This is a genomic window from Qaidamihabitans albus, from assembly GCF_016464705.1.
In the GTDB taxonomy this organism is placed as follows: domain Bacteria; phylum Actinomycetota; class Actinomycetes; order Mycobacteriales; family Pseudonocardiaceae; genus Qaidamihabitans; species Qaidamihabitans albus.
Map to the genome: position 1 here is coordinate 368,245 of NZ_JAEHOB010000005.1, position 20,505 is coordinate 388,749.

At 70.6% G+C, this 20,505-nt stretch carries 19 protein-coding genes; 8 read left to right on the forward strand and 11 right to left on the reverse strand.

The features are described from left to right. Positions 1-12 precede the first annotated feature (12 nt). The 5 genes from JAP66_RS13275 to JAP66_RS13295 all read right to left on the reverse strand — a co-directional run bounded on the left by JAP66_RS13275 (position 13) and on the right by JAP66_RS13295 (position 5,119). The gene (locus tag JAP66_RS13275; RefSeq protein ID WP_199431980.1) at positions 13-981 is read right to left on the reverse strand and encodes a DMT family transporter; all 969 of its coding nucleotides are present in this window, start codon (positions 979-981) and stop codon (positions 13-15) included. A gap of 185 nt (positions 982-1,166) precedes the next feature. Then, the gene (locus JAP66_RS13280; RefSeq protein WP_199431981.1) at positions 1,167-3,443 is read right to left on the reverse strand and encodes an FtsX-like permease family protein; all 2,277 of its coding nucleotides are present in this window, start codon (positions 3,441-3,443) and stop codon (positions 1,167-1,169) included. After that, positions 3,440-4,114: an ABC transporter ATP-binding protein gene (locus tag JAP66_RS13285; protein WP_199431982.1), complete on the reverse strand. Its 675-nt coding sequence runs from the start codon at positions 4,112-4,114 to the stop codon at positions 3,440-3,442. Before JAP66_RS13285 ends, JAP66_RS13280 begins: the two co-directional genes overlap by 4 nt. Next, entirely contained in the window at positions 4,111-4,635 is a 525-nt protein-coding gene (locus tag JAP66_RS13290) for a PadR family transcriptional regulator (protein WP_199431983.1), read from the reverse strand. The genes JAP66_RS13285 and JAP66_RS13290 overlap by 4 nt, the downstream gene beginning before the upstream one ends. Positions 4,636-4,735: 100 nt before the next feature. Beyond that, on the reverse strand, positions 4,736-5,119 hold the full coding sequence (locus JAP66_RS13295) for a MarR family winged helix-turn-helix transcriptional regulator (RefSeq protein WP_199431984.1): 384 nt from the start codon (positions 5,117-5,119) through the stop codon (positions 4,736-4,738). Positions 5,120-5,205: 86 nt separating this feature from the next. Here JAP66_RS13295 and JAP66_RS13300 point away from each other — a divergent pair, with 86 nt between their 5' ends. After that, entirely contained in the window at positions 5,206-6,663 is a 1,458-nt protein-coding gene (locus JAP66_RS13300; protein WP_199431985.1) for an MFS transporter, read from the forward strand. Between the two features lie 188 nt (positions 6,664-6,851). Here JAP66_RS13300 and JAP66_RS13305 read toward each other — a convergent pair whose 3' ends face one another. After that, positions 6,852-8,300 carry an Nramp family divalent metal transporter gene (locus JAP66_RS13305; RefSeq protein WP_199431986.1) on the reverse strand — a complete coding sequence of 483 codons (1,449 nt, stop codon included), beginning with the start codon at positions 8,298-8,300 and terminating at the stop codon, positions 6,852-6,854. Positions 8,301-8,563: 263 nt separating this feature from the next. Here JAP66_RS13305 and JAP66_RS13310 point away from each other — a divergent pair, with 263 nt between their 5' ends. Beyond that, positions 8,564-9,223: a hypothetical protein gene (locus JAP66_RS13310; RefSeq protein ID WP_199431987.1), complete on the forward strand. Its 660-nt coding sequence runs from the start codon at positions 8,564-8,566 to the stop codon at positions 9,221-9,223. Between the two features lie 52 nt (positions 9,224-9,275). On the opposite strand, the gene JAP66_RS13315 is transcribed toward JAP66_RS13310, so the two are convergent. Beyond that, on the reverse strand, positions 9,276-10,073 hold the full coding sequence (locus tag JAP66_RS13315) for a citryl-CoA lyase (RefSeq protein WP_199431988.1): 798 nt from the start codon (positions 10,071-10,073) through the stop codon (positions 9,276-9,278). Beyond that, the gene (locus JAP66_RS13320) at positions 10,066-11,241 is read right to left on the reverse strand and encodes a CaiB/BaiF CoA transferase family protein (protein WP_199431989.1); all 1,176 of its coding nucleotides are present in this window, start codon (positions 11,239-11,241) and stop codon (positions 10,066-10,068) included. Before JAP66_RS13320 ends, JAP66_RS13315 begins: the two co-directional genes overlap by 8 nt. A gap of 211 nt (positions 11,242-11,452) precedes the next feature. Here JAP66_RS13320 and JAP66_RS13325 point away from each other — a divergent pair, with 211 nt between their 5' ends. From JAP66_RS13325 to JAP66_RS13340, 4 genes are all read left to right on the forward strand, one after another. Beyond that, entirely contained in the window at positions 11,453-12,325 is an 873-nt protein-coding gene (locus tag JAP66_RS13325; RefSeq protein ID WP_199431990.1) for a dioxygenase family protein, read from the forward strand. Next, complete coding sequence (locus tag JAP66_RS13330) at positions 12,322-12,834, forward strand: DoxX family protein (RefSeq protein WP_199431991.1); 513 nt, start codon at positions 12,322-12,324, stop codon at positions 12,832-12,834. The genes JAP66_RS13325 and JAP66_RS13330 overlap by 4 nt, the downstream gene beginning before the upstream one ends. A 5-nt stretch (positions 12,835-12,839) precedes the next feature. Next, entirely contained in the window at positions 12,840-14,312 is a 1,473-nt protein-coding gene (locus JAP66_RS13335; protein ID WP_199431992.1) for an amidohydrolase family protein, read from the forward strand. 88 nt (positions 14,313-14,400) lie between these two features. After that, complete coding sequence (locus JAP66_RS13340) at positions 14,401-15,210, forward strand: IclR family transcriptional regulator domain-containing protein (protein WP_199432048.1); 810 nt, start codon at positions 14,401-14,403, stop codon at positions 15,208-15,210. A 24-nt stretch (positions 15,211-15,234) separates the two neighbouring features. Here JAP66_RS13340 and JAP66_RS13345 read toward each other — a convergent pair whose 3' ends face one another. Further along, positions 15,235-16,074 (reverse strand): formate/nitrite transporter family protein, encoded by an 840-nt coding sequence (locus tag JAP66_RS13345; protein WP_199431993.1) that lies wholly within the window; start codon positions 16,072-16,074, stop codon positions 15,235-15,237. Between the two features lie 275 nt (positions 16,075-16,349). Between JAP66_RS13345 and cynS the strand changes: the two genes are divergently transcribed. Further along, entirely contained in the window at positions 16,350-16,799 is a 450-nt protein-coding gene (gene cynS, locus JAP66_RS13350) for a cyanase (protein ID WP_199431994.1), read from the forward strand. Between the two features lie 39 nt (positions 16,800-16,838). Here the strand turns inward: cynS and ggt are convergent, their stop codons facing one another. Together ggt and JAP66_RS13360 are read right to left on the reverse strand one after the other, a co-directional pair. Then, positions 16,839-18,677, reverse strand: a complete 1,839-nt coding sequence (ggt, locus tag JAP66_RS13355) for a gamma-glutamyltransferase (protein WP_199431995.1) — start codon at positions 18,675-18,677, stop codon at positions 16,839-16,841. Between the two features lie 150 nt (positions 18,678-18,827). Then, positions 18,828-19,799 carry a helix-turn-helix transcriptional regulator gene (locus JAP66_RS13360; protein ID WP_199431996.1) on the reverse strand — a complete coding sequence of 324 codons (972 nt, stop codon included), beginning with the start codon at positions 19,797-19,799 and terminating at the stop codon, positions 18,828-18,830. Positions 19,800-19,897: 98 nt separating this feature from the next. Between JAP66_RS13360 and JAP66_RS13365 the strand changes: the two genes are divergently transcribed. Continuing rightward, the gene (locus JAP66_RS13365; RefSeq protein WP_199431997.1) at positions 19,898-20,293 is read left to right on the forward strand and encodes a RidA family protein; all 396 of its coding nucleotides are present in this window, start codon (positions 19,898-19,900) and stop codon (positions 20,291-20,293) included. The last annotated feature ends 212 nt before the right edge of the window (positions 20,294-20,505 follow it).

The following is a 20,505-nucleotide window of genomic DNA, read 5'->3' on the forward strand; positions in this document are numbered from 1 at the left end:
CCTACGCGCGGATCACCGGTTCGGAGACGAATCCCGCAAACGGCGAGAGACATGCCGGTCCACGTCGACGCGTCGCCGGGACAGCCGGCTGAGCCTGCCGTGCGCGGCCAGGATCCCCAGGATCACCAGCACCGCGCCGACGGGCTGGTTCCACGTGAGCGGTTCGTCGAGCACGAGCACGCCGAGCACGACCCCGACGATCGGCGTCACATAGGTCACGGCGGCTCCGTTCGCCGCGCCCCAGGCACCCACGACGTTGGTGTTCCAGATGTAGGCGAATCCGGTGCTGACCGCGCCGAGCGCGATCATGCTCAGCACCACGGCCGGGCCCGGCCGGATCGCGGCGCCCGCCAGCAACGGCGTGGCCAGCACCATGATGATCGCGCCGGTGGCGACCTGGATGAACGCGATCGTCACCGCGGGCACACCCCGGTTGGAGACGAACCTGCGCAGGTAGACGAAAGCGAGTCCATAACAGACAGTGGCGCCGAGGCAGGCGAGCTGTGCGAGCAGGTCCGCGTGCAGGCCGGCCGCCCACGGGCCGATGATGAGCAGCACACCGGCGAAGCCCAGCGCGAGCCCGGTCCCCCGGTCGCGGGTGATCCGCTCGGTGCTCAGCACCGCCGCCGCGAAGCCCATCGTGGTCAGCGGCGTGGTGGCGTTGAAGATGCTCGCGAGACCGGAGGAGATGTGCTGTTCGGCCCAGGAGAACAGGGTGAACGGCACGACGCACAGCAGCACGGCGACCACGGTCAGATGACCCCAGAGGACTCGGTCCCGCGGCACCGGCCGCCGGGTGACGAGGACGATCAGCGCGAGCGTCAGTGCCCCGAACACCATCCGCGCCCACACCACCTGCGCGGGGGAGAGCTCTGCCAGGCCGACCTTGATGAAGAAGAAGCTCGATCCCCACGCCAGGGCCAGCAGGACGAACTGGACGACGATACCGGCCTGGCCGCCGCGGACCTCGCCACTCGCCATACCGCTCCTTCGTGCCTCACCCGGTCCGGACCCGGCCCGGCCCGGCGAATCCGGACCGAGCACGATGGACGGGTTCCGAAGCTAGCGGCCCGCGCCTGCACCGTGCTGGCAGGTTTCGGCCGCGGCGTTCGCCCTGGAGGACGCGACGCGGCCAGAGCGTCCGCGCGGATTCCCTGGCTCTGCCGTCACTCGGCGCGCAGGGCCTTCACCGAGGTCGCCGAGCGGAGCGCGGGCAGCGTCGCAGCCGTCACCCCGAGCACCAGCACCACCGCAGCACCCGCCATGCCCGCGATGAACGCGCCGTCGAGCAGCAGCGGCATGCCGTTTCCGAGCAGGCGGGTGATCAGGGCCGCGACCCCGATCCCGACGCCCACGGCGACCAGCACGCCGAACACCATCGGCACCGCGTTCTGCCACAGCAAGGAGCGTGCCAGCACGCCTCTCGGCACCCCGCCCGCGCTCATCGCCGCGAGCGGGCGCCGGCGTTCGCTGATCTGCCCGGCCGCCGTCACCAGCAGGCTCGCCCCGGCCAGGAGCATCGTCAGCCCGCTTCCGGCGTAGAGCAGCCCCTGCATCACGTCGAGCATCGACCTGCCCGAGGAAACGATGCCGGCCATGCCGAAGATGGATGCCCGCCATTCCAGCGGGCTCAGGGCGGCGTGCATCCGGGCCAGCGCGTCCGGGTCGCCAGGGTCCAGTCGCACGTCGAGCTCCCGCAGGAGACCCGGCAGGGCGAGACCGCTGATCGCGCCCGGTGTCGCCAGGAGCATCGCGTCGGCCTCCTGTCCGGCCGCGCCGGGGCGTACGGTGGCCGCTTCGCTCCCGTGCGGCACGGTGAACCGGACGCCGCTTTCCTGCGAGGAGTCCAGGAAGCCGTGGGCGGTCAGCGTCTCACCCGGCCGTGCCTCGCCCGCGGTGAACGAGTCGCCCTCGGCGCAGCCGCCCGGCAGCCGGAAGCTGCGTTCGAGCCGATCGCAGGGGGCGACGAGCAGCAGTCCACTCTGCCCCGTCCCGTCGTAGAGCAACGCCCGCTGGAGGGGGTAGACCTCCTGAACGCCGCGCGTCTGCCGGACCAGCTCCAGCGCCTCGGCCGCCACGGACGCCTCCACGTTCACCACGACCGCGGACGGGTCCTCGTTCTCGGCGTCCACGCGGGCGGCGTTGGCCTCCGCCGAGCCGAGCAGGCTGTGCAGGGCGATGGCTCCGGCCAGCACGACCACCACTCCCGCGACCACCCGGCTCGGGGTGCCGCTGTCCAGTTGCAGCCGCCGGATCGCCAGCTGCCATGCGGGAAAGCCGCCGCGGAACCGGCCGACCGAGCGCTCGGTGAGCCACGGCATCAGCGTCGGCACGCCGATCAGCAACACGAGCGAACCAGTGGTCAGGAACGGCAGCACGTCACCGGCACTCATCTCGGCGCCCAGCAGCTTGTCCGGCAGCAACAGCGCCACGCCGACGACGACGAGCAGGATGCGCCACCATCCCCGCCTGCGCACCGGCCGGGCACGGCGCAGCACGCCGAGCGGCTCGACGATCAGCCCACGCATCCCGAACCAGGCCGACCCGACCGCGAGCACCGGCGCGAGCAGGAGCACGGCGGCCACGAGCGGCCAGGCGGGCCGGAGATCGGCGGGGAAGAACGCGATCCCGGCAAGCTCGATGCCTTCGGCGAGCGGCCGGAAGGCGAGGAACAGCAACAGGCCGAGCAGGCCACCGGCCACGGCCCCGACGACGGCCTCTGCGGCCGCGATCCGGCGGACCTGGCCGACCCGCGCACCGGCCAGCCGCAGTGCCGACAGCCGCCGTTCCCGTTCCGCCCCGGAGATCCGGCTGGTGGTGGCGACGAACACGAGCAGCGGCACCAGCAGCACCACCGCGCCGACGCCGCCGATGAAGAGTATCTGCGGCGGTGCATCGTCCAGAGACGACGGAGCACCGTAGGAGTACACCGTGTCCGCGCCGGGCGAGTCCCGGACGCCCGTACCGCCCGCGTAGGCCCACAGCTCGGTGGGGTCGGCGAGCCCCTCGGGTGCGACGGTACCGGTCACCCGCTGGTTGAACCGGGCGTCCAGCGCGGGGTGCGCCTGCAGGCGGTCCGCCAGCGCGGGCGAGACCACCATCTCCCCTGGTTCCGGGATCTCCCGCAACCCCGGCGGTACCGGCGCGCCGGGACCGGCGGGATCGAGGTAGGTGACGATGACGTCCTCGCCGCGGAAGGAGGACCTGTCCCTGATCGTGTGGACCGGCGTGCCGTCACTCGCCTGCGTGACCGCCTCCCTGGCCGCGATCCGGTCACCGCGCTCGTCCAGTGCCGAGGCCATGCCGGCCAGCAGGAGAAGCACGGCCGTGGACAGGCCGATCCCGATCGTGGTCAGCACCAGCCGGAGCAGGCCGGCCTTCAGGGTCCGGCCGCCCCCGACGGCCAGCCGGACCCCGAGGGCCAGGTCGTTGAGCCAGTTCACGCGGTCACCTGCTGCCGCGTCCTTCCGTCGCGCACCACGGCCTCCCGGTCGGAGTAGGCGGCGACGCGGGCCTCGTGGGTGACCAGCACGACGGCGGTGTCGTGTTCCTTCGCCGCGGTCACCAGCATCCGCATGACCCGCTCCCCGCTGAGCGAGTCCAGTGCGCCGGTCGGCTCGTCGGCGAAGATCACTTTCGGTGCGGTGACGAGCGCCCTGGCGACGGCCACGCGCTGGCCCTGCCCGCCGGAGACCTCTCCGGGGCGCTTCGGTGCGACGTCGTCGACCTCCAGCCTGGCCATCACCTCGGCCGCGGCGGCTTCGGCCTTCTTGCGGCGTGTGCCGCCGAGCCGCAGCGGCAGCGCGACGTTCTCCAGGCAGCTCAACTCGGGGACGAGCTGTCCGAACTGGAAGACGAACCCGAAGTCGGTGCGGCGCAGGGCTGTCCGCTCCGCGTCGGTGTCGGCGAAGAGGTCGCGGCCCTGGTAGCCGACCGTGCCCGCGTCCGGACGGACGATGCCGGCGAGGCAGTGCAGCAGGGTCGACTTCCCGGACCCCGACGGGCCCATCACCGCGACCACCTCGCCCGCGGCGATCCCGAAGTCGGCGCCGAGCAGCGCCTCGGTCGGGCCGAAGGACTTGTGCAGGCCGGTCGCACCCAGCAGCGTGGTCATTCGGCCACCTCCTTCGCCAGCTCACCGAGGCGGGCGGCGGTCAGCTCGAGCCACCTCAGGTCGGCTTCGAGGTGGAACAGCGCGTGGTCACAGATCAGCGCGTCGGCCAGGTCGCCATTGGTCTTGCGGGTGGTCAGCTTGCGCATGGTGGCCAGATGCGCCGAGCGCTGCGTGTCGAGGACGTCCTCGGCGCTGCGGCCGGAAAGCAGCGCGAGCACCACCTTGGTGTAGAGCGTGTTCTGCAGGTAGAGCTCGGGCTTCTCCGGTGTGGCGAGCCACCGCTCGACATCGGTGACTCCCGCGTCGGTGATGGCATAGCTCTTGCGCTCCGGGCCGCTGCCCGGCTCGGTGCCGGTCTCGGCGACCAGGCCGTTGCGCAGCAAGCGGGCCAGCGTCGCGTATACCTGCCCGTAGTGCAGGGGGCGGTCGAGCCCGAACCGCTCGTCGTAGGCCCGTTTGAGGTCGTAGCCGTGCCGTGGCCCCTCTTCGAGCAGGCCGAGAAGTGTGTGTCCGATCGACATGCGAGCGGACTATACACACCATGTATATGCACGGTCTATACACCTTGTGTATAGCAGCCCGAAACAGCCCTGAACAGGTATTATCCGGTGACGACTCCGGTCAGTCGCCGGCGCCCAGGACCTCTTCGAGCACGGCGCGGTGCGTCGGCTTCGCCTGCGCGTAGAGCCGCCGCCCGGCTTCGGTCAGCATGACGAAGATCCCGCGCCGGTCCATGTCGCACATCGCGCGCTCGACCAGACCCTCCCGCTCCATCCTGGCGATGAGACGGGACGTAGTGCTCTGGCTCAACTGCGCGGCCTGGGTCAGATCGGCGGCCCGGCACTTGTACTCACAGGTCGCCAGCCGCTCCAGCGCTTCGAACTCGTTGACGCCGATGCCGTGACGCTTCTGCAGCTTTGCCTCCAGGGCACCGAACACGGCCGCGTGGCGCGCCAGCAGCTCGTGCCACTGCCGCACCAGGCTCCGTTCGGCTACATCGCTCACGGCGCCAAGATAGCATGCAGGTGAATTTGATGCAAACGCATTAAATTCACTTGCATTAGATGCATCTGCATGTACTGTCTCTCCCCATGAGCTCTTCCGCGCAACTGTCCACCACCTCAACCAGGTGGGACGCACGCCTGTGGGGCGTGCTGCTCACGGTGTCCACAGTCGTCGGCCTGGACGCACTCGACGTCTCGATGGTCGGTGTCGCCCTCCCGTCCATCCGGGCCGACCTCGGCCTTTCCACCAGCGCACTGCAGTGGGTCGTCAGCGGCTACGTGCTCGGCTACGGCGGGCTGCTGCTGCTCGGCGGGCGCACCGCCGACCTGCTCGGCAGGCGCAGGGTGTTCCTCGTCGCGGTCGCGGTCTTCGCGGTCGCCTCGCTGCTCGGCGGCCTCGTCGACGACGGCGCGCTGCTGATCGCCAGCCGTTTCATCAAGGGACTCGCCGCGGCGTTCACCGCTCCGGCGGCACTGTCCATCATCACCACGACCTTCCACGAAGGTCCCGCGCGCAACCGGGCGATCGGCATCTTCGCGGTCTTCGGCGCGAGCGGGTACTCGGCGGGCCTGGTCTTCTCCGGGCTGCTGACCGAGATCGGCTGGCGGTGGACGTTCCTGCTGCCGGTGCCGATCGCACTCGCCGCGCTCGTGGCCGCCATCAGGCTGATCCCGGACAACCGGCCGGAACGCTCCGGTGCCGGCTACGACTTCCCCGGCGCGGTCACCGGTGCCGCCGGCTCACTGTTGCTGGTGTTCGCCGTCGTCGAGGCGCCCGAGGTCGGCTGGGCCGCACCGCGCACGCTGATCACCTTCGCCGTCGCCGCCGCCCTGATCGCCACGTTCGTCCTCATCGAGAAGCGCAGCAGCCACCCGTTGCTCCGGCTCGGCATCCTGCGGTCCGGGCCACTGGCGCGGGCGAACATCGGCGCGGCACTGTTCTTCGGCGCCTACATCGGTTTCCAGTTCGTGGTCATGCTCTACCTGCAGTCGGTGCTGGGCTGGTCGGCGCTGGAGACCGCGCTCGGGTTCCTGCCCGCCGCGCTGATCGTCGCCTTCGGCTCACCGCGGATCGAGCCGCTGATCGACCGGCTCGGCACGGCCCGCACCATCCTCGGCGGGGTCGTCGCGCACGTCATCGGCTACGCACTGTTCCTCGGCGTGGACGAAGGCTCGGGCTACGCCGGCTCGGTCCTGCCCAGCATGATCCTGCTCGGCATCGGCTTCACCCTGGCCTTCTCCTCGCTGAACATCCAGGCCACCGCGGGGGTCGCCGACAACGAGCAGGGCCTGGCCGGCGGCCTGCTGAACACGTCACTGCAGGTGGGCGGCGCGATCGGGCTCGCCGTGGTGACCGCGGTGCTCACCGCGAACGGTGGCAGTGAGGCGTCCCCCGCCGCACTGCTCGCAGGGCTCACGCCCGCGCTCAGCGTGGTCACCGGGATCGCCGTGCTCGGCCTGCTGGTGGCGCTGTCCGGGGCCGTCCAGCGGCGGCGGATCGACGCTCCGGCGGCCGAGCCGGAGCCCGTTCTCGCCGCGAAGTAGCGCCGCGTGGCACAAGGCGAACCCGCCACTCGTCGGGGGGTGGCGGGTTCGCCTTGTGTGCGCTCGCACTCCGGTCGTCCACTTCGTCCGGTCAGTCCAGTATTCCCACCGCCCACATCAGCACGAGCAGCACTATCCAGATCACGAGTGCGACGAGCAGCCGCAACCACAGTCGTTTGAGCACCGGGTCAGCTTCCCAGGTTGTCGATGACGAGCAGCACCGACAGGAACCCGAAGAAGATGAACGACACCGCCAGCACGGCGAGCCGTCCGTTGCTGATCCGCACCTCCTTCGGCAGAGCCCTCCGGTTGAGCATCATCAGCAGACCCGAGTAGATGAACATCTGCACGCCCGCGATGGACGACGAGATCACGACGAGGAGGAAGGGCTGGTCGACTCCCGCGAGGAGGATCACCGAGCCCACGGCGATCATCAGCCAGACGAACGCGGCGTAGACCTTGCTCTCCGACCAGAACGCGCTGTCCTTGAGCGCGTTGATCTTGAGCTGGTCGGCGATCAGCCGGCAGGTGTAGTCGATGATCCCCAGATTGGTCGAGAACAGCGCGACGGTCGCGGCGGCCCAGAAGGCGGTGCCGAACCACGGTGCGACGGCGTCCTGCAGCGCCTGGCCTTCCAGCTGCAGGAAGGCGAGGTCCTCCTGCTGCACCTCGCCGACCGGCAGCGTCGAGTAGGCCAGCACCGACAGGATGACGAGGGAGACCACGCCGATGACGAAGAAGGTGAGGAACTGCTCCCAGTTGGCGACCTTCCACCAGCCGCGCCACCGGCGCATGTTCTCCTCGTCGGTCGGGAACATGTAGCCGAGGGAGGGCCGGGCTTCCTCGTGTCCCGTGATGGGCGAGACGATCCGGGGGATGCGCTGGCCCATGCCCATGCCCTTGTCCCTGATGTAGTTGCTCTGCACCAGGTTGTTCGCGCCGCCGGCGCCGGCGAAGGCCAGCGCGCCGAGCAGCAGGGCGATGCTCAGTCCCTCGTGTCCGATCGGGAAGCTCATGTCGCCGATGCCTTCGGTGACCAGCGCGCCCCACGCGTCCCCCGTCGTCGCCACGGGGATCGCGACGATCACGAAGAGCATGATCAGGGCGACCAGTACACCCTGGATCTTCTCGACCCACTGGTAGACGACCGGCGCCAGGGTGAGCGTGATGCCGATGGCGATCAGCGCGGCGATCGTGATGGGGACGATCGGCGCGTCGTCGCCGAGCCCGAGTGCGAACGACACCGTCGTGGCCGCGCCGGTGGCCCAGCCGGGCCAGAAGTTCTGCAGTAGCGCGAAGACGATGAACAGCCACCACCACGGCTTCCAGTACCGGGCGAAACCGGTGATGGCCGACTCTCCGGTGGCGAGCGTGTAGCGCTCGATCTCCATGTTGAGGAAGAACTGGATCCCGAACCCGACGACCGCGGCCCAGATGAAGATGAACCCGATCTGGGAGGTGATGTAGGGCCAGAGGATCATCTCCCCCGAGCCGATGGCGGTCGCGAGGATGATGACGCTCGCGCCGGTGATCTTGCGCAAACGCACCGGTTCCGGCAGGTCCTTGAACTCGGCCGCCGGCAGGTACTTGCTCGGGAGTGTGGTCTGCTCTCGCTCCGGTCCGCTGGTCTCCGGCATATCGCCGCCTTCGTCTCACCGCAGGACAGATGAACGTCTCGCCGTCGCGCTGGCCACGAGAGAGTGACGCCTGTCACCCTGCCGTGTCAATAGCGATCTTGCGCGGATGAGCCGAACGCCGCACCCCGGCCCCCCGGAAGGCGCAGCCCCGCGAGGACGATGCGGCACGGACAACCATGCCGCTCTGTCCGAAATCGCCGGAACCGACGGCCGCGCGTCCTGCATGGAAAAGGCGGGGACGTGGGTACTTCGTCGGCGTGCAGATGCCCGGCAGAGCCGAGCCGGAACGGCGGCAGTCCTGGGCCGAGGAGCTCTCCGACCGGCTGGACCGGCCGATGAGCGTCCTCGGCGTCGTGTTCCTGCTCGTCGTGCTCGGACAGGTCGTGGCGACGGCACCCGCGCTGGTGACGGCACTGTCCGTGCTGAGCTGGTTGCTCTGGTCCGTCTTCGCCGGTGAGTACGCGCTCCGCCTTGCCGTCGCCCCCGACCGGGCAGCATTCCTGCGCCGTACCTGGTGGCAGCTCGCCTTCCTGGCGGTGCCGTTCCTGCGCGTGCTCCGCGTGCTGTGGCTGGCCAGGGCCGCACGGCTGGGGCGGGTGCTCAGCTCGGCGGTGCGCGGCAGCCGGTCGGCGGGCCGGTTGCTGTCGAGCCGGGTGGGCTGGCTCGCCGCGATCACCGTGATCGTCGCGCTCGGCGCCAGCCAGGCGCTCTACCTGACCGGAGGCTACCCCGGGTACGGGGATGCACTGCACGACGCGGCCCTGGCCACCGTCAGCGGTGACCCGCTCGCCGCGGACGGCGGCCTCGCCCGCGTACTGGAGGTGCTGCTAGCCACCTACTCCATGGTGGTGTTCGCCAGCCTTGCGGCGACGTTCGGCGCGTACTTCCTCCGCGGCCGCGGCGACACCAAGGAGGCGGACTGACCGCGAGTCCCTCGTTCGGACCCGCGAGTCCCGCACCCAGGCCCGTCAGGGATCAGTCCGCGACGTACGGATCGGGCGGCACCGGCCGGTTGTTGAGGTCCACCGAGAGGAAGATGTCGTTGCCGACCGGGTGGCGCAGCTCCTCGGCGAGCTGGCCGATCAGCCCGGCGGTGCGGGCGAGCAGGGCGAACCCGCGCAGCAGTTCCAGCGGGAGCCCGAGGTCGGCCAGTGCCGCCCCGCAGACCCCGGCACCGTTGAGCGGCAGCGTCTTGCCCAGCACTCGGGGATGAACCCGGCCGATCGCGGCGAACAGGGACAGGTGCGGGCCGAACCGCCCCTCCTCCTCGGCGATCCGGAACAGCCGGGGCGTGCGGGGATCGCCCTCCTTGTGCACGTGGTGCCCGAGACCGGGCACGAACAACCCCGCCTCGCGCCGGGCTCGTACCGTCTCCAGGGCCAGCGTGTCCCAGCCCGCGTCGTCCACGGGCAGCTCGCCCTCCACTTCGGACAGCACATCGTGCAGGAAGCGGCCGCAGTCCTCGGTGACGCCGAGAAACCGTGAACCGCCGCCGAGCAGTCCGGCGGCGAGAGCGCCCTGGATCGAGTCCGGAGCGGACAGGTAGGTCAGCCGGGTCACGATCGCCGTCGGCGTGAAACCGTGGTCGGCCAGCGCGGCGAGCACCGCCTCGAACACCCGGGTCTCCCCCGGCGCGGGCCTGCGCTGGGTGGCCAGCCAGAACGCCAGCTCGCCGAAGGACACCTCGCCCATCACGTCCTCGGCGAGGTCGTGACCGAGCAGGGTGATGCCGGTCGGCGACGACGCGCCGAGCGCGGTCGGGTACTCAGCCACGGCCGTCCTCCTCCCGGTCGCCGAGCCACTTCCGTAGCGCGGCCCCGTGCTCGTCCAGTTCGGGCGGCGGCAGCCGGTAGCTCACGGGCGTCTCCGAGAAGCGGACCGGGTGCCGCGTCGTGGGTACCGCCCGCTCCCCCTCACCCACTTCCACGACCGGGTCCAGCTCGAATCGCTCTGCCATCGCGAAGCCGCCGTCCACGGTGTTGATCGGACCGCTCGGCACCCCCGCCTCGACCAGCAGGTCGAACCACTCGAGCGCGCCCCGGGTGGCGAGCCGCTCGACAAGGATCGGGCGCAGCTCCTCGCGTCGCTCGGTGCGGTCGGCGTTGCGCGCGAACCGCGGGTCGTCGGCGATCTCCGGGATGCCCAGCACCTCGCAGAGATTGCGGAACTGGCGGTCGTTGGCCGCGGTGACGATCAGGTCGTTGTCCGCCGTCGGCAGCGGCTCGTACGGGAACACGCTCGGGTGCGCGTTGCCCATCCGGTACGGCACCGTGCCGCCCGCGACGTAGGCGGAGCTGTGGTTGACCAGCCCGGTCAGCGCGGAGGACAGCAGGTTCACCTCCACGTGCTGCCCGCGGCCGGTGGCGTCGCGATGCCGCAGCGCCGCAAGGATGCCGATCGCGGCGTGGTTGCCGGCCATCACGTCGAACACGGAGATACCGGCCCGGAACGGCGGCCCCTCCGGGTCACCGGTGAGGCTCATCAGGCCCGAGATCGCCTGCACCATCAGGTCGTAGCCGGGCACGTTGCGTCCCGCGCCCGAACCGAACCCGCTGATCGAGGCGTACACGACGGCCGGGTTGGCCGCCCGCACGGACTCGAAGTCCAGCCCGTACTTGGCCAGCCCGCCGGGCCGGAAGTTCTCGATCACCACGTCCGCCCTGCGGGCCAGCTCCCGGCCCGCCGCCGCGTCGGCCTCGTCCCGCAGATCCAGCGCGATCGAGCGCTTGCCCCGGTTGATCCCGAGGTAGTACGTCGAAACCCCGTCCCGGGCCGGCGGCGTCCACGACCGCGTCTCGTCCCCTTCGGGCGACTCCACCTTGACCACCTCGGCGCCCAGGTCCGCGAGCAGCATCGTCGCGTAGGGCCCGGCGAGGACACGGGAGAAGTCCGCCACGAGGAGCCCGGCCAGCGGGCCATCCACGGCAGCGCGTTCGATCATCCGGGTGCACCTCCAAGACCGCAGTGACCACTCAGCGACCACTTGGCGGACGTATGTCCGTATGGCGACAGCATGTCATAGTCGTCTGTGTAGTCAAACGGACGGCACGGGTCGCACACGAGCTTGCCTTACGGCCAATGGGCCGCAACAATGTCCGTCCTACGGACCGATGTCCGGACACGTCCGCCACGAAACGGATCGAGGGACAGCGATGGCGTTCGTCAACGAGGACAACCTCACCGACCTCGCGGTGCGCCGCTGGGCCACCGCGCGCCCCGACCGGCTGGCCGAGCTGATGACCGCGCTCGTGCGGCACGTGCACGAGTTCGCCAGGGAGGTGCGGCTCACCGAGGAGGAGTGGGCGGCGGCGATGGAATGGCTCGCCGCGACCGGCCGGATCAGCGACGACAAGCGGCAGGAGTTCATCCTCGGCTCCGACGTCCTCGGCCTGAGCACGCTCGTGGTCCAGCTCAACAACCGCTTCTCGGAGAAGGCCACCCCGGCGACCGTGCTCGGACCGTTCCACATCGACGGCTCGCCCACGGTCGGCTCCGGCCACGACATGTCGGACGGCCTTCCCGGCACTCCCCTCTTCGTCTCCGGCACCGTCACGGACACGGAGGGCAGGCCCGTTCCCGGCGCGGTGCTCGACGTGTGGCAGGCCGACGCGGAGGGTACCTACGAGGCCCAGCTACCCGACGTCGACGAGGCGAGGCTGCGCGCCAAGTACCGCACCGGGGAGGACGGCACCTACTGCGTGCGCACCATCGCGCCCCGCGGTTACTCGATCCCCATGGACGGACCGGTGGGCGAGCTGATCCGCCGGACCGGCATCAGTCACTACCGGCCTGCGCACATTCACTTCCTGATCGACGAACCCGGCTACGCCAGGCTGATCACCCACCTGTTCCAGCAAGGCGCCGACTACCTCGAAAGCGATGTCGTGTTCGGCACCAAGGACGCGCTGATCGTGCCGTTCACCGAGCACGGAGCCGGACCGGCTCCGGACGGCGGGCGGATCGACGAGCCGTACCTGCACGCCGAGTTCGACTTCGTCCTCGATCGGCGACCGGAGGCGCCATGAACCTCGCGCTGCTGCTGCTCCGGCTGCTGCTGGCCGGGCTGCTCGTCGGCCACAGCACGCAGAAGCTGCTGGGCTGGTTCGGCGGCGCCGGGCGCGACGGCACCGGCGCCGTCTTCGAACAGTGGGGTTTCGTGCCCGGCAGGCGGATGGCCGTACTGGCGGGCCTGACCGAACTCGCCGGCGCGGCCTCGATCGCCACCGGCCTTCTCACCCCCGGCGGCTGCGCGCTGGTGATCGGCACGATGACCGTGGCCGCTGTCGCCACCGCGCCCAACGGGTTCTGGGCGCAGCGGGGAGGCTGCGAGGTGCCGTTCTGCTACGGCGCGCTGGCGGTCGTCCTCGCCTTCAGCGGCCCGGGAGCCTGGTCCCTCGACCACGCGCTCGGCCTGCCGCTGTCCGGCTACGGGTGGGGGGCTGCCGCCCTCGTCACCGGCCTTGCGGCCGCCACCGTTGCACTCTTCGCCCGCGCCCGCGTCCTGCGGTCCCGCGACACAACCACAACGAGGTGATCGACATGTCCACCAGCCCGGTGCCGGACGAACTCGCCACAGGCCGCCCGATCCTCTTCCGCAACGCCACCGTGCTCTCCATGGACCCGGCCATCGGCGTCCTGGACGGCGGCGACGTACTCGTCCGCGGCGAACGGATCGAGCAGGTCGGCCGCGAACTGCCCGCGCCGGACGACGCCACGGTGATCGACGCCTCGGGCGGGATCCTCCTGCCGGGCATGGTCGACACGCACCGCCACATGTGGCAGACGGCGCTGCGCGGCTTCGGCGCGGACTGGACCCTGTCCCAGTACTTCGTCTTCTACTACCTCAACTGGGGCAAGATCTTCCGCCCCGAGGACGTCTACGCGGGCAACCTCGCGTCGGCCATCGAGGCGATCGACTCCGGCGTGACCACGACACTCGACTGGTCGCACGGCCTGCAGACGCCGGAGCACGGTGACGCCGCGGTGGAGGCGCTGCGCGCGGTGCCCGGCCGGTTCGTCCTCGGCTACGGCAACCTGCTCGGCGCGCCGTGGGAATGGGCCAACTCGCCGGAGTTCCGCGCGTTCGTCGACCGCCACTTCAGCTCGAGGGACGACATGCTCGGCCTGCAGCTCGCGTTCGACGTCACCGGGGACGCCGCGTTCCCGGAGAAGGGCGCGTTCGAGGCCGCCCGCGACCTCGGCCTGCCGGTGACCACGCACGCCGGGGTCTGGGGCGCCACCAACGACGACGGCATCCGGCTGATGTGGGAACACGGCTTCATGACGCCGGACGTCACGTACGTGCACGCGTGCAGCCTCGGTGAGGACTCCTACCAGCGCATCGCGGCCTCGGGCGGCACGGCGTCCATCTCGACCGAGAGCGAGCAGAGCGCCGGGCAGGGCTACCCGCCGAGCTGGCAGCTGCGCAGGCACGGCATTCCCGCGTCACTGTCGATGGACACCAGCGTGTGGTGGAGCGCCGACCTCTTCTCGGCGATGCGCGCGACGCTGTCCGCCGACCGGTCACGGGAGCACCTCGAGGCGCAGACGGCCAACGAGACGGTGGTGCACAACAAGCTGCGCGCCGAGCACGTCGTGGAGTGGGCGACGATGGGCGGGGCGAGAGCACTCGGGCTCTCCGACGTCATCGGCTCGCTGACCCCGGGCAAGAAGGCCGATGTCGTGCTGATCAAGAACGACCGGTCGCCCGCCATGTTCCCGATCGTGCATCCCTACGGCCACGTGGCGTTCCAGGCCGGCCGGGCCGACGTGCACACCGTGCTCGTCGACGGCAGGGTCGTCAAGTACCGCAACGAGCTGGTCGGCGTCGACCTCGCCAAGGCAAGGGAGGCCGTCACGGCGACTGTCGAGTTCGCCCGCGCGGAGATCGGCGAGGAGAACTGGCGGGAGTGCATGGCGCCGGAGATCCCGGAAACCGAGCTGATCCCCAACCCGTACACCTACAGCGACTACCGGGGCGAGGGCGTCGCGGTGCGGCGCGCCGAGGCATGAGGTGCCGGATACAGTGACGGACGACCATCCGGTGGGCGGCCGGCGTCGCCGGCCGCCCACCGTGCTCCACTCCGCGGAAGGACAGCCGATGCGCCGGGACGCCCGCCCGGATTTCGTCGAGGCGATCGCCCGCGGGCTCGACGTGCTCAGGGGCTTCGAGCCCGGCCGGCCGCACATGACGCTGAGCGAGGTCGCCGCCCGGTCCGGGCTCGCCCGGCCGACGGCCCGCCGCATCCTGATCACGCTCGAGGAGCTCGGCTACGTCCGCAGCGGCGACGAGGGTTTCTCCCTCACGCCGCGGGTGCTGGAGCTCGGCATGGCCTACGTCGGCTCGCGGAACCTGTGGGAGCTCGCCGAGCCGCACCTGCGCACACTCGTCGCCCAGACCGGCGAGTCCTGCTCGATCGCGCAGCTCGACGGCTCGGACATCGTCTACGTGGCCCGCGTCGCCGTGCCGAAGCTGGTGACCCTCGGGGTCACCATCGGCACGCGGTTCCCCGCCGTGCAGACCTCGCTCGGCAAGGTCCTGCTCGCCGCGCTGGACGGCGCCGAGCTCGACGACGTGCTCGCCACCCCGAGCAGGTCCGGCATCGAGCCGCGCTGGACGCCGGGGCGCGACGAGCTCGACGCGGTCCTGCGGGACGTCCGCGCCAAGGGCTGGGCGGTGACCGACCAGGACCTCGCGCTCGGCATCCGCTCGATCGCGGCGCCCGTCCGCAACGGCGAGGGCCGTACGGTCGCCGCGGCCAACGTCAACGCACACGCGGCCGAGACGCCGGTCGAGCACCTCGTCGAGCACCACCTGCCGCTGTTGCTGCGCACCGCCGGCGCGATCGGGGCCGACTGGGCGGCCTGGGAGGCCCGCCCGATCGCCACCGTCAACCTCCCGGCGAGCTGACCGGGCGTCCGACCGAGGGGGGCGTCACGCGTTCACCTTGGCCGGCAGATCGAGGTCCTGGGGCAGCGGACGGCTCCGGGTCGTACCGGTACGGGCGTGCGTCGTGTACAGCGTGAGCCCCACGAAGGCCAGACCGCCGACCACGGTCGGGATCTCGTTCCACATCAGGTAGTCCCCGACCGAGAAGTCACCGCCGAGCATCAGGCCGGACGGGAACAGGAACATGTTCACGACCGAGTGCTCGAAGCCCATGTAGAAGAAGACCAGGATGGGCATCCACATGCCGAGCACCTTCCCGGTGACCGAGGTCGACATCATCGCGGCGACCACGCCGGTGGAGACCATCCAGTTGCACAGGACGCCGCGGATGAAGAGCGTCAGCATTCCGGCGGCACCGTGCTCGGCATAGCCGACCGTCCGCCCCTCGCCGATCGTGCCGATCTGCCTGCCGATCTCGTTCGGATCCATCGAGAAGGCGTAAGTGAAGATCACCGCCATCATGAGCGCGACGGTGAGCGCGCCGGCGAAGTTGCCGAGGAAGACGAGGCCCCAGTTGCGCAGCACCGAGCGCAGCCGCACGCCCGGCCGCCTGTCGATCAGCGCGAGCGGGACGAGGGTGAAGACGCCGGTCAGCAGGTCGAACCCGAGCAGGTAAAGCATGCAGAACCCGACCGGGAAGAGCAGCGCCCCGACGAGAGGCTGGCCGGTCTGCACGGTGATCGTGACCGCGAACGCCGCGGCGAGCGCGAGGATGGCACCGGCCATGTAAGCGCGGATGACGGTATCGCGGGTGGACATGAAGACCTTCGCCTCGCCGGCGTCGATCATCTTCCCGACGAACTCGGAAGGATTCAGATAGGACATGGAGTCGCTCTTTCGCTGGGGACGCGGGCCCGTCGAGCGTCGGCACCGCAGGTTTCCCCGTTGTGACGGCGCTGCGAGCATCGGGTGACATTGGGCTCACCGGCCCTCGATCCGCCGGTGGCACATGTTTCACCGGCGTGAACGAGCCACCGGATGACGCGCAAGGTAGGTAAACAGTTCGTGTCGGCGGCCGCCTGCCGATGGCCTTGCCCCCGGCGGAGCGCGAATGTGGTGCGGTCCCCCGGTCGAATCCGCCCCGTCGAAGGAGCCCCGACATGACGCCGATCATGAGCAGATCCGCCGCCGCCGAGCTGGTGGCCGCCGCCCGGCTACGGCTCGGCCTGTCCTGGGCGCGGATCGCCGACGAGATCGGCGCCCCGGTGGTGTGGACGACCGCGGCGCTGCTCGGCCAGCACCCGATGACGCCGGAGCAGGCCGGGCGGGTCTGCCGGCTGCTCGGGCTGGAGGAGACGGTCGCCGAGAGCCTGCGGCTCCAGCCCTCCCGTGGCACCGACCCGGCGGCGATGTCCGACCCCACGATCTACCGCTTCGTCGAGGCGCTGTCGGTCTACGGGCCCGCCCTCAAGGAGCTCATTCACGACGAGTTCGGCGACGGGATCATGAGCGCCATCAACTTCCGGGTCGGCTTCTCCCGCCGGCCGGATCCCGAGGGCGACCGCGTCGTCGTCACCTTCGACGGCAAGTTCCTCGACTACCGCTGGTGACTCGTGAGTGCCTGCGCGAGTTGGAACTCGCGCAGGCACTCACGAGCCGGGGCGGCTGGGCACGACCACACGGGCATCGCCGCCACCTCGCCGTTCCGGTTCGGCCACCGCCTGCAACAGGCCGCCGGGGAGGATCTCGACGGCCGCCACGGCGCCGATCTCGGCCGCGGGCGAGAACGTGTGCCCATAGGAGGCGAGAGCCTCGCCGTACGCTTCGGTGAACTCCTGCTCGGCCAGCGCGCTCGGCGTGTTCCGCTGGGTGGCCCTCGGCGCGGCGACGGCCGAAGGCAGGTCCATGCCGAGGTCGATGCGGTTGATCAGGGTCTGGATCACGGTGGTGATGATGGTGGAACCACCGGGAGATCCCAGTGCCAGCCACGGTTCGCCGCCCGCGAGGACGATGGTGGGAGCCATCGACGAACGCGGCCGCTTGCCGCCCTCGATGCGGTTCGGGTCTTCCTCGTCGTAGACGTGGCTGAAGTCCGTCAGCTCGTTGTTCAGCAGGAATCCGCGATCCGGCACGACGATGCCGCTGCCGCCGGTCTGCTCGATCGTGAGCGTGTACGAAACCACGTTGCCCCACCGGTCGACGACGCTGAGATGAGTGGTGGACGGCCCCTCGTGGTCGGGCCGGTCGATCGGCTCACGCGCCACATCGCCGCAGCCGGGGTCGTACTCACCGTCGGCCTCCCCCGGCGCCACCGGTTTCACGGCGGCCTGGTCGGGGTCCAGCAGGCACGCGCGCTCGGCCGCGAAGCCGTCGGAGAGCAACTCGGTCAGCGGTACGTCGACGAACCCGGCGTCGCCGAGGTACCGGCCTCGATCGGCGTAGGCGAGGGCCGACGCCTCGAAGTAGTGGTGCAGCGCACGCTCCGCAGGCATCGAACCCAGGTCGAACCGGTCGAGAATGTTCAGCGTCTCGCCGACCGTCGAGCCCCCGCTGGAAGGCGGCCCCATCCCGAGCACCCGCAAGCCGCGGTAGTCGTGGCTCGTCGGCGCGGGCCGCAGCACGTCGTAGCGCGCCAGGTCGCCGGCCGAAAGGACGCCCGCCGGCACCGGCAGCTCGGTCCCCTCGACGGTGGGCGGGTTCTGTACCGTCCGGGCCACCTCCCGTGCCAGCGGCCCCCGGTAGAAGGCGTCCACACCTTTCCGTGCCAGCAGCCGGTAGGTGTGCGCGAGGTCGCGATTGCGGAAGGTCGACCCGACGCGCGGAGCGTCACCGCCCGGCAGGAACAGCTCCGCGGTGGGCTCGATCGCGGCGAAACGCTCCCGGTTCTGCAGAGTCTGCTCACGGAACGTCTCGTCCACCACGAACCCCCGGCTCGCGAGCCTCGTGGCGGGGCGCAGCGCGTCGGAAAGGGAGTAGCTGCCCCAGGAGTCCAGCGCCGCCTGCCAGGTCGCCGGTGTTCCCGGTACGCCGACCGACGCGCCACTGGTGACCATCTCCGGAAAGAACGGGTACGGCTCGCCGGTCGCGGGGTCGATGAACGCGTCCCGGGGCATCTCCAGCGGGGCGGTCTCCCGGCCGTCGATGGTCTCGACCACGCCATGCTCCGCGTCGTAGTGCAGGAAGAAGCCACCGCCCCCGACCCCGGCACTGTACGGCTCGGTGACGCCGAGCGCGGCGGCCGTCGCCACCGCGGCGTCGGCCGCGTTGCCCCCACGGCGCAGCACGTCGATTCCGATGGCCGTGGCCTCGGGGTCGACCGAGCTCACCGCTCCCCCGCCACCCACGGCCACCGGGTTCTTCCCGGTATGCCGGGTGGTGGCGGACGCCTCCGGCGCTGTGGTCTGGACCAGGCATGCCGCGGCCACCGCGGTCGCCGCGATACCGGCCAGCAGCCGAGTGCGGATGGGAGAGCTGACGCCTGCGGCCATGCGGTCCTCCGGTCCCTGCTCTTCGGTTGCGGTGCTCGCCGCCGGTCCGCCGGCGTCGGGCCGCTCATTCTAGGACGCCCCTCAGCGCATCACCAGGACGTGACAGGGAAGTGAAGGTCGGAAGGGCGGCGGCCCGGAGAAGGCGACAACTCAGGATGACTCTCCGTAGCGGGTGGCGATCGCGGCGGCGCGGTCGCGTAGGGCGGTGCGCAGCCACTGCGGGGCCAGGGCTTCCGCGTTCGTGGCGAGCTGCCACAGCGCCCATTCGGCGTGTCGCGAATCCTGCAAGGTCACCTCCAGCCGCAGCCAGCCGTCTGCGTCAGTTTCTTCGGCGAGGACGACCAGCGCAGTGCCCACCAGGTCCTCCCGCCGCGCCGGGTCCACTCGTGCCAGCACGGTGACCTGGTCGCCGCCGGTCCGAAACCGCGTGCTGCGTTCCTGCCAGGCCCGGTCCAGATCGACCCGGTCCGGTCGCTGTGCGGGTTCGGTGAGTTCCTCGGCGGCCAGGACCCGGGACAGCCGGTAGGTGCGGTCCGCGCCGGACCTCGTGGCCAGCAAGTAGCCCTGGTCGCGTACGGTGACCAGGCCGATTGGGTCCACCGTGCGCCACCTCGGGGTCTGGTTCACCGCCGCGTAGCGGATGCGCAGCTTGTGTCCGGCGAACACCGCGCGCCTGACCTCGGCCACTGTGGAGTCAGGCACCTCCTCGGCGACCAGCCGACGCGAGAGGAGGTCGGTCTCCGGGTCGATGAGCAATCGCTCGGCCACGCCGGCCGCGGTGTCCCGATAGCTTTCGGGGAGCGCGTCAACCACCTTGAGCATCGCCGAAGCGAGCGCCGAGCCGAGACCGAAGGCTTGCGCGCCCCGCCGCGATCCGGCGATCAGCAGGGCAAGGGCCTCCTCGTGGTTCAGTCCACTGAGCTCGGTCCGGAAACCGGGTAACAACGCGAAACCACCGTGCCGGCCGCGTTCGGCGTAGACCGGGACGCCGGCTGCGGACAGCGCCTCGATGTCGCGCAGCACGGTACGGGTGGATACCTCCAGCTCGCGGGCCAGCGCGGTCGCGGACAGCCGACCTCGCTGGCGCAGCAGCAGAACCGAGACCAACCGGTCGGCGCGCATACGAGCACTCTAAAGGGAATACACGACACAGGATGTCGTGATTTGCCCGGAAGCTGTGGACGTACGGATCCTCGAGGAATCGAACGGAGCTTGTGGCAATGGAACGAACGGCGGTCAACCCGGTGGCGTGGTCGGTGGAGATGGGATTCAACCAAGGTGAGATCGTCTCCGGGCACACCCGCACCCTGTACTGCTCCGGGCAGACCGCGATGAGCGGCGACGGCAAACCCCGGCATGGCGGTGACATGGCGGCGCAGTTGGCGCTGAGCCTCGACAACCTGGAGGCCGTGCTCGGCGAGGCCGGCATGACGCTGGCGAACCTCGTCCGGCTCAACGTCTACACCACCGACGTGGATCTGCTTTTCCACCACTACGGCGTGCTGGCGTCGCGGTTGGGCGCCGCCCGGGTGGCACCGACCACCACGATGCTCGGGGTGATACGGCTGGCGATCCCCGGCCAGATGGTCGAACTCGAGGGGACCGCCGTCGCGTGATGCCACCCGCTCCGTCCCTGCTACCCGTGCCGGTCGAACCGGCCCAGCTTTCTCGTGCCGCACAAGACGCTTGGCTTCCAGAGCAACGGCAAGCCGGGCACGTACCTGCACTCCCTCGCAGACGAGGCCCGCGGCAGCGGGATCGCCACCCGACCGAGACAGATGACGTAGCCGGGGCGGCACGGAAGACCAAAGACCCCCGGCTCCGGCGC

Coding starts and splice junctions, on each gene's coding strand:
- JAP66_RS13275 (WP_199431980.1), bottom strand. CDS start 981: ATGGCGAGTGGCGAGGTCCGCGGCGGCCAGGCCGGTATCGTCGTCCAG.
- JAP66_RS13285 (WP_199431982.1), bottom strand. CDS start 4,114: ATGACCACGCTGCTGGGTGCGACCGGCCTGCACAAGTCCTTCGGCCCG.
- JAP66_RS13290 (WP_199431983.1), bottom strand. CDS start 4,635: ATGTCGATCGGACACACACTTCTCGGCCTGCTCGAAGAGGGGCCACGG.
- JAP66_RS13300 (WP_199431985.1), top strand. CDS start 5,206: ATGAGCTCTTCCGCGCAACTGTCCACCACCTCAACCAGGTGGGACGCA.
- JAP66_RS13305 (WP_199431986.1), bottom strand. CDS start 8,300: ATGCCGGAGACCAGCGGACCGGAGCGAGAGCAGACCACACTCCCGAGC.
- JAP66_RS13310 (WP_199431987.1), top strand. CDS start 8,564: ATGCCCGGCAGAGCCGAGCCGGAACGGCGGCAGTCCTGGGCCGAGGAG.
- JAP66_RS13320 (WP_199431989.1), bottom strand. CDS start 11,241: ATGATCGAACGCGCTGCCGTGGATGGCCCGCTGGCCGGGCTCCTCGTG.
- JAP66_RS13325 (WP_199431990.1), top strand. CDS start 11,453: ATGGCGTTCGTCAACGAGGACAACCTCACCGACCTCGCGGTGCGCCGC.
- JAP66_RS13330 (WP_199431991.1), top strand. CDS start 12,322: ATGAACCTCGCGCTGCTGCTGCTCCGGCTGCTGCTGGCCGGGCTGCTC.
- JAP66_RS13335 (WP_199431992.1), top strand. CDS start 12,840: ATGTCCACCAGCCCGGTGCCGGACGAACTCGCCACAGGCCGCCCGATC.
- JAP66_RS13340 (WP_199432048.1), top strand. CDS start 14,401: ATGCGCCGGGACGCCCGCCCGGATTTCGTCGAGGCGATCGCCCGCGGG.
- JAP66_RS13345 (WP_199431993.1), bottom strand. CDS start 16,074: ATGTCCTATCTGAATCCTTCCGAGTTCGTCGGGAAGATGATCGACGCC.
- cynS (WP_199431994.1), top strand. CDS start 16,350: ATGACGCCGATCATGAGCAGATCCGCCGCCGCCGAGCTGGTGGCCGCC.
- ggt (WP_199431995.1), bottom strand. CDS start 18,677: ATGGCCGCAGGCGTCAGCTCTCCCATCCGCACTCGGCTGCTGGCCGGT.
- JAP66_RS13360 (WP_199431996.1), bottom strand. CDS start 19,799: ATGCGCGCCGACCGGTTGGTCTCGGTTCTGCTGCTGCGCCAGCGAGGT.
- JAP66_RS13365 (WP_199431997.1), top strand. CDS start 19,898: ATGGAACGAACGGCGGTCAACCCGGTGGCGTGGTCGGTGGAGATGGGA.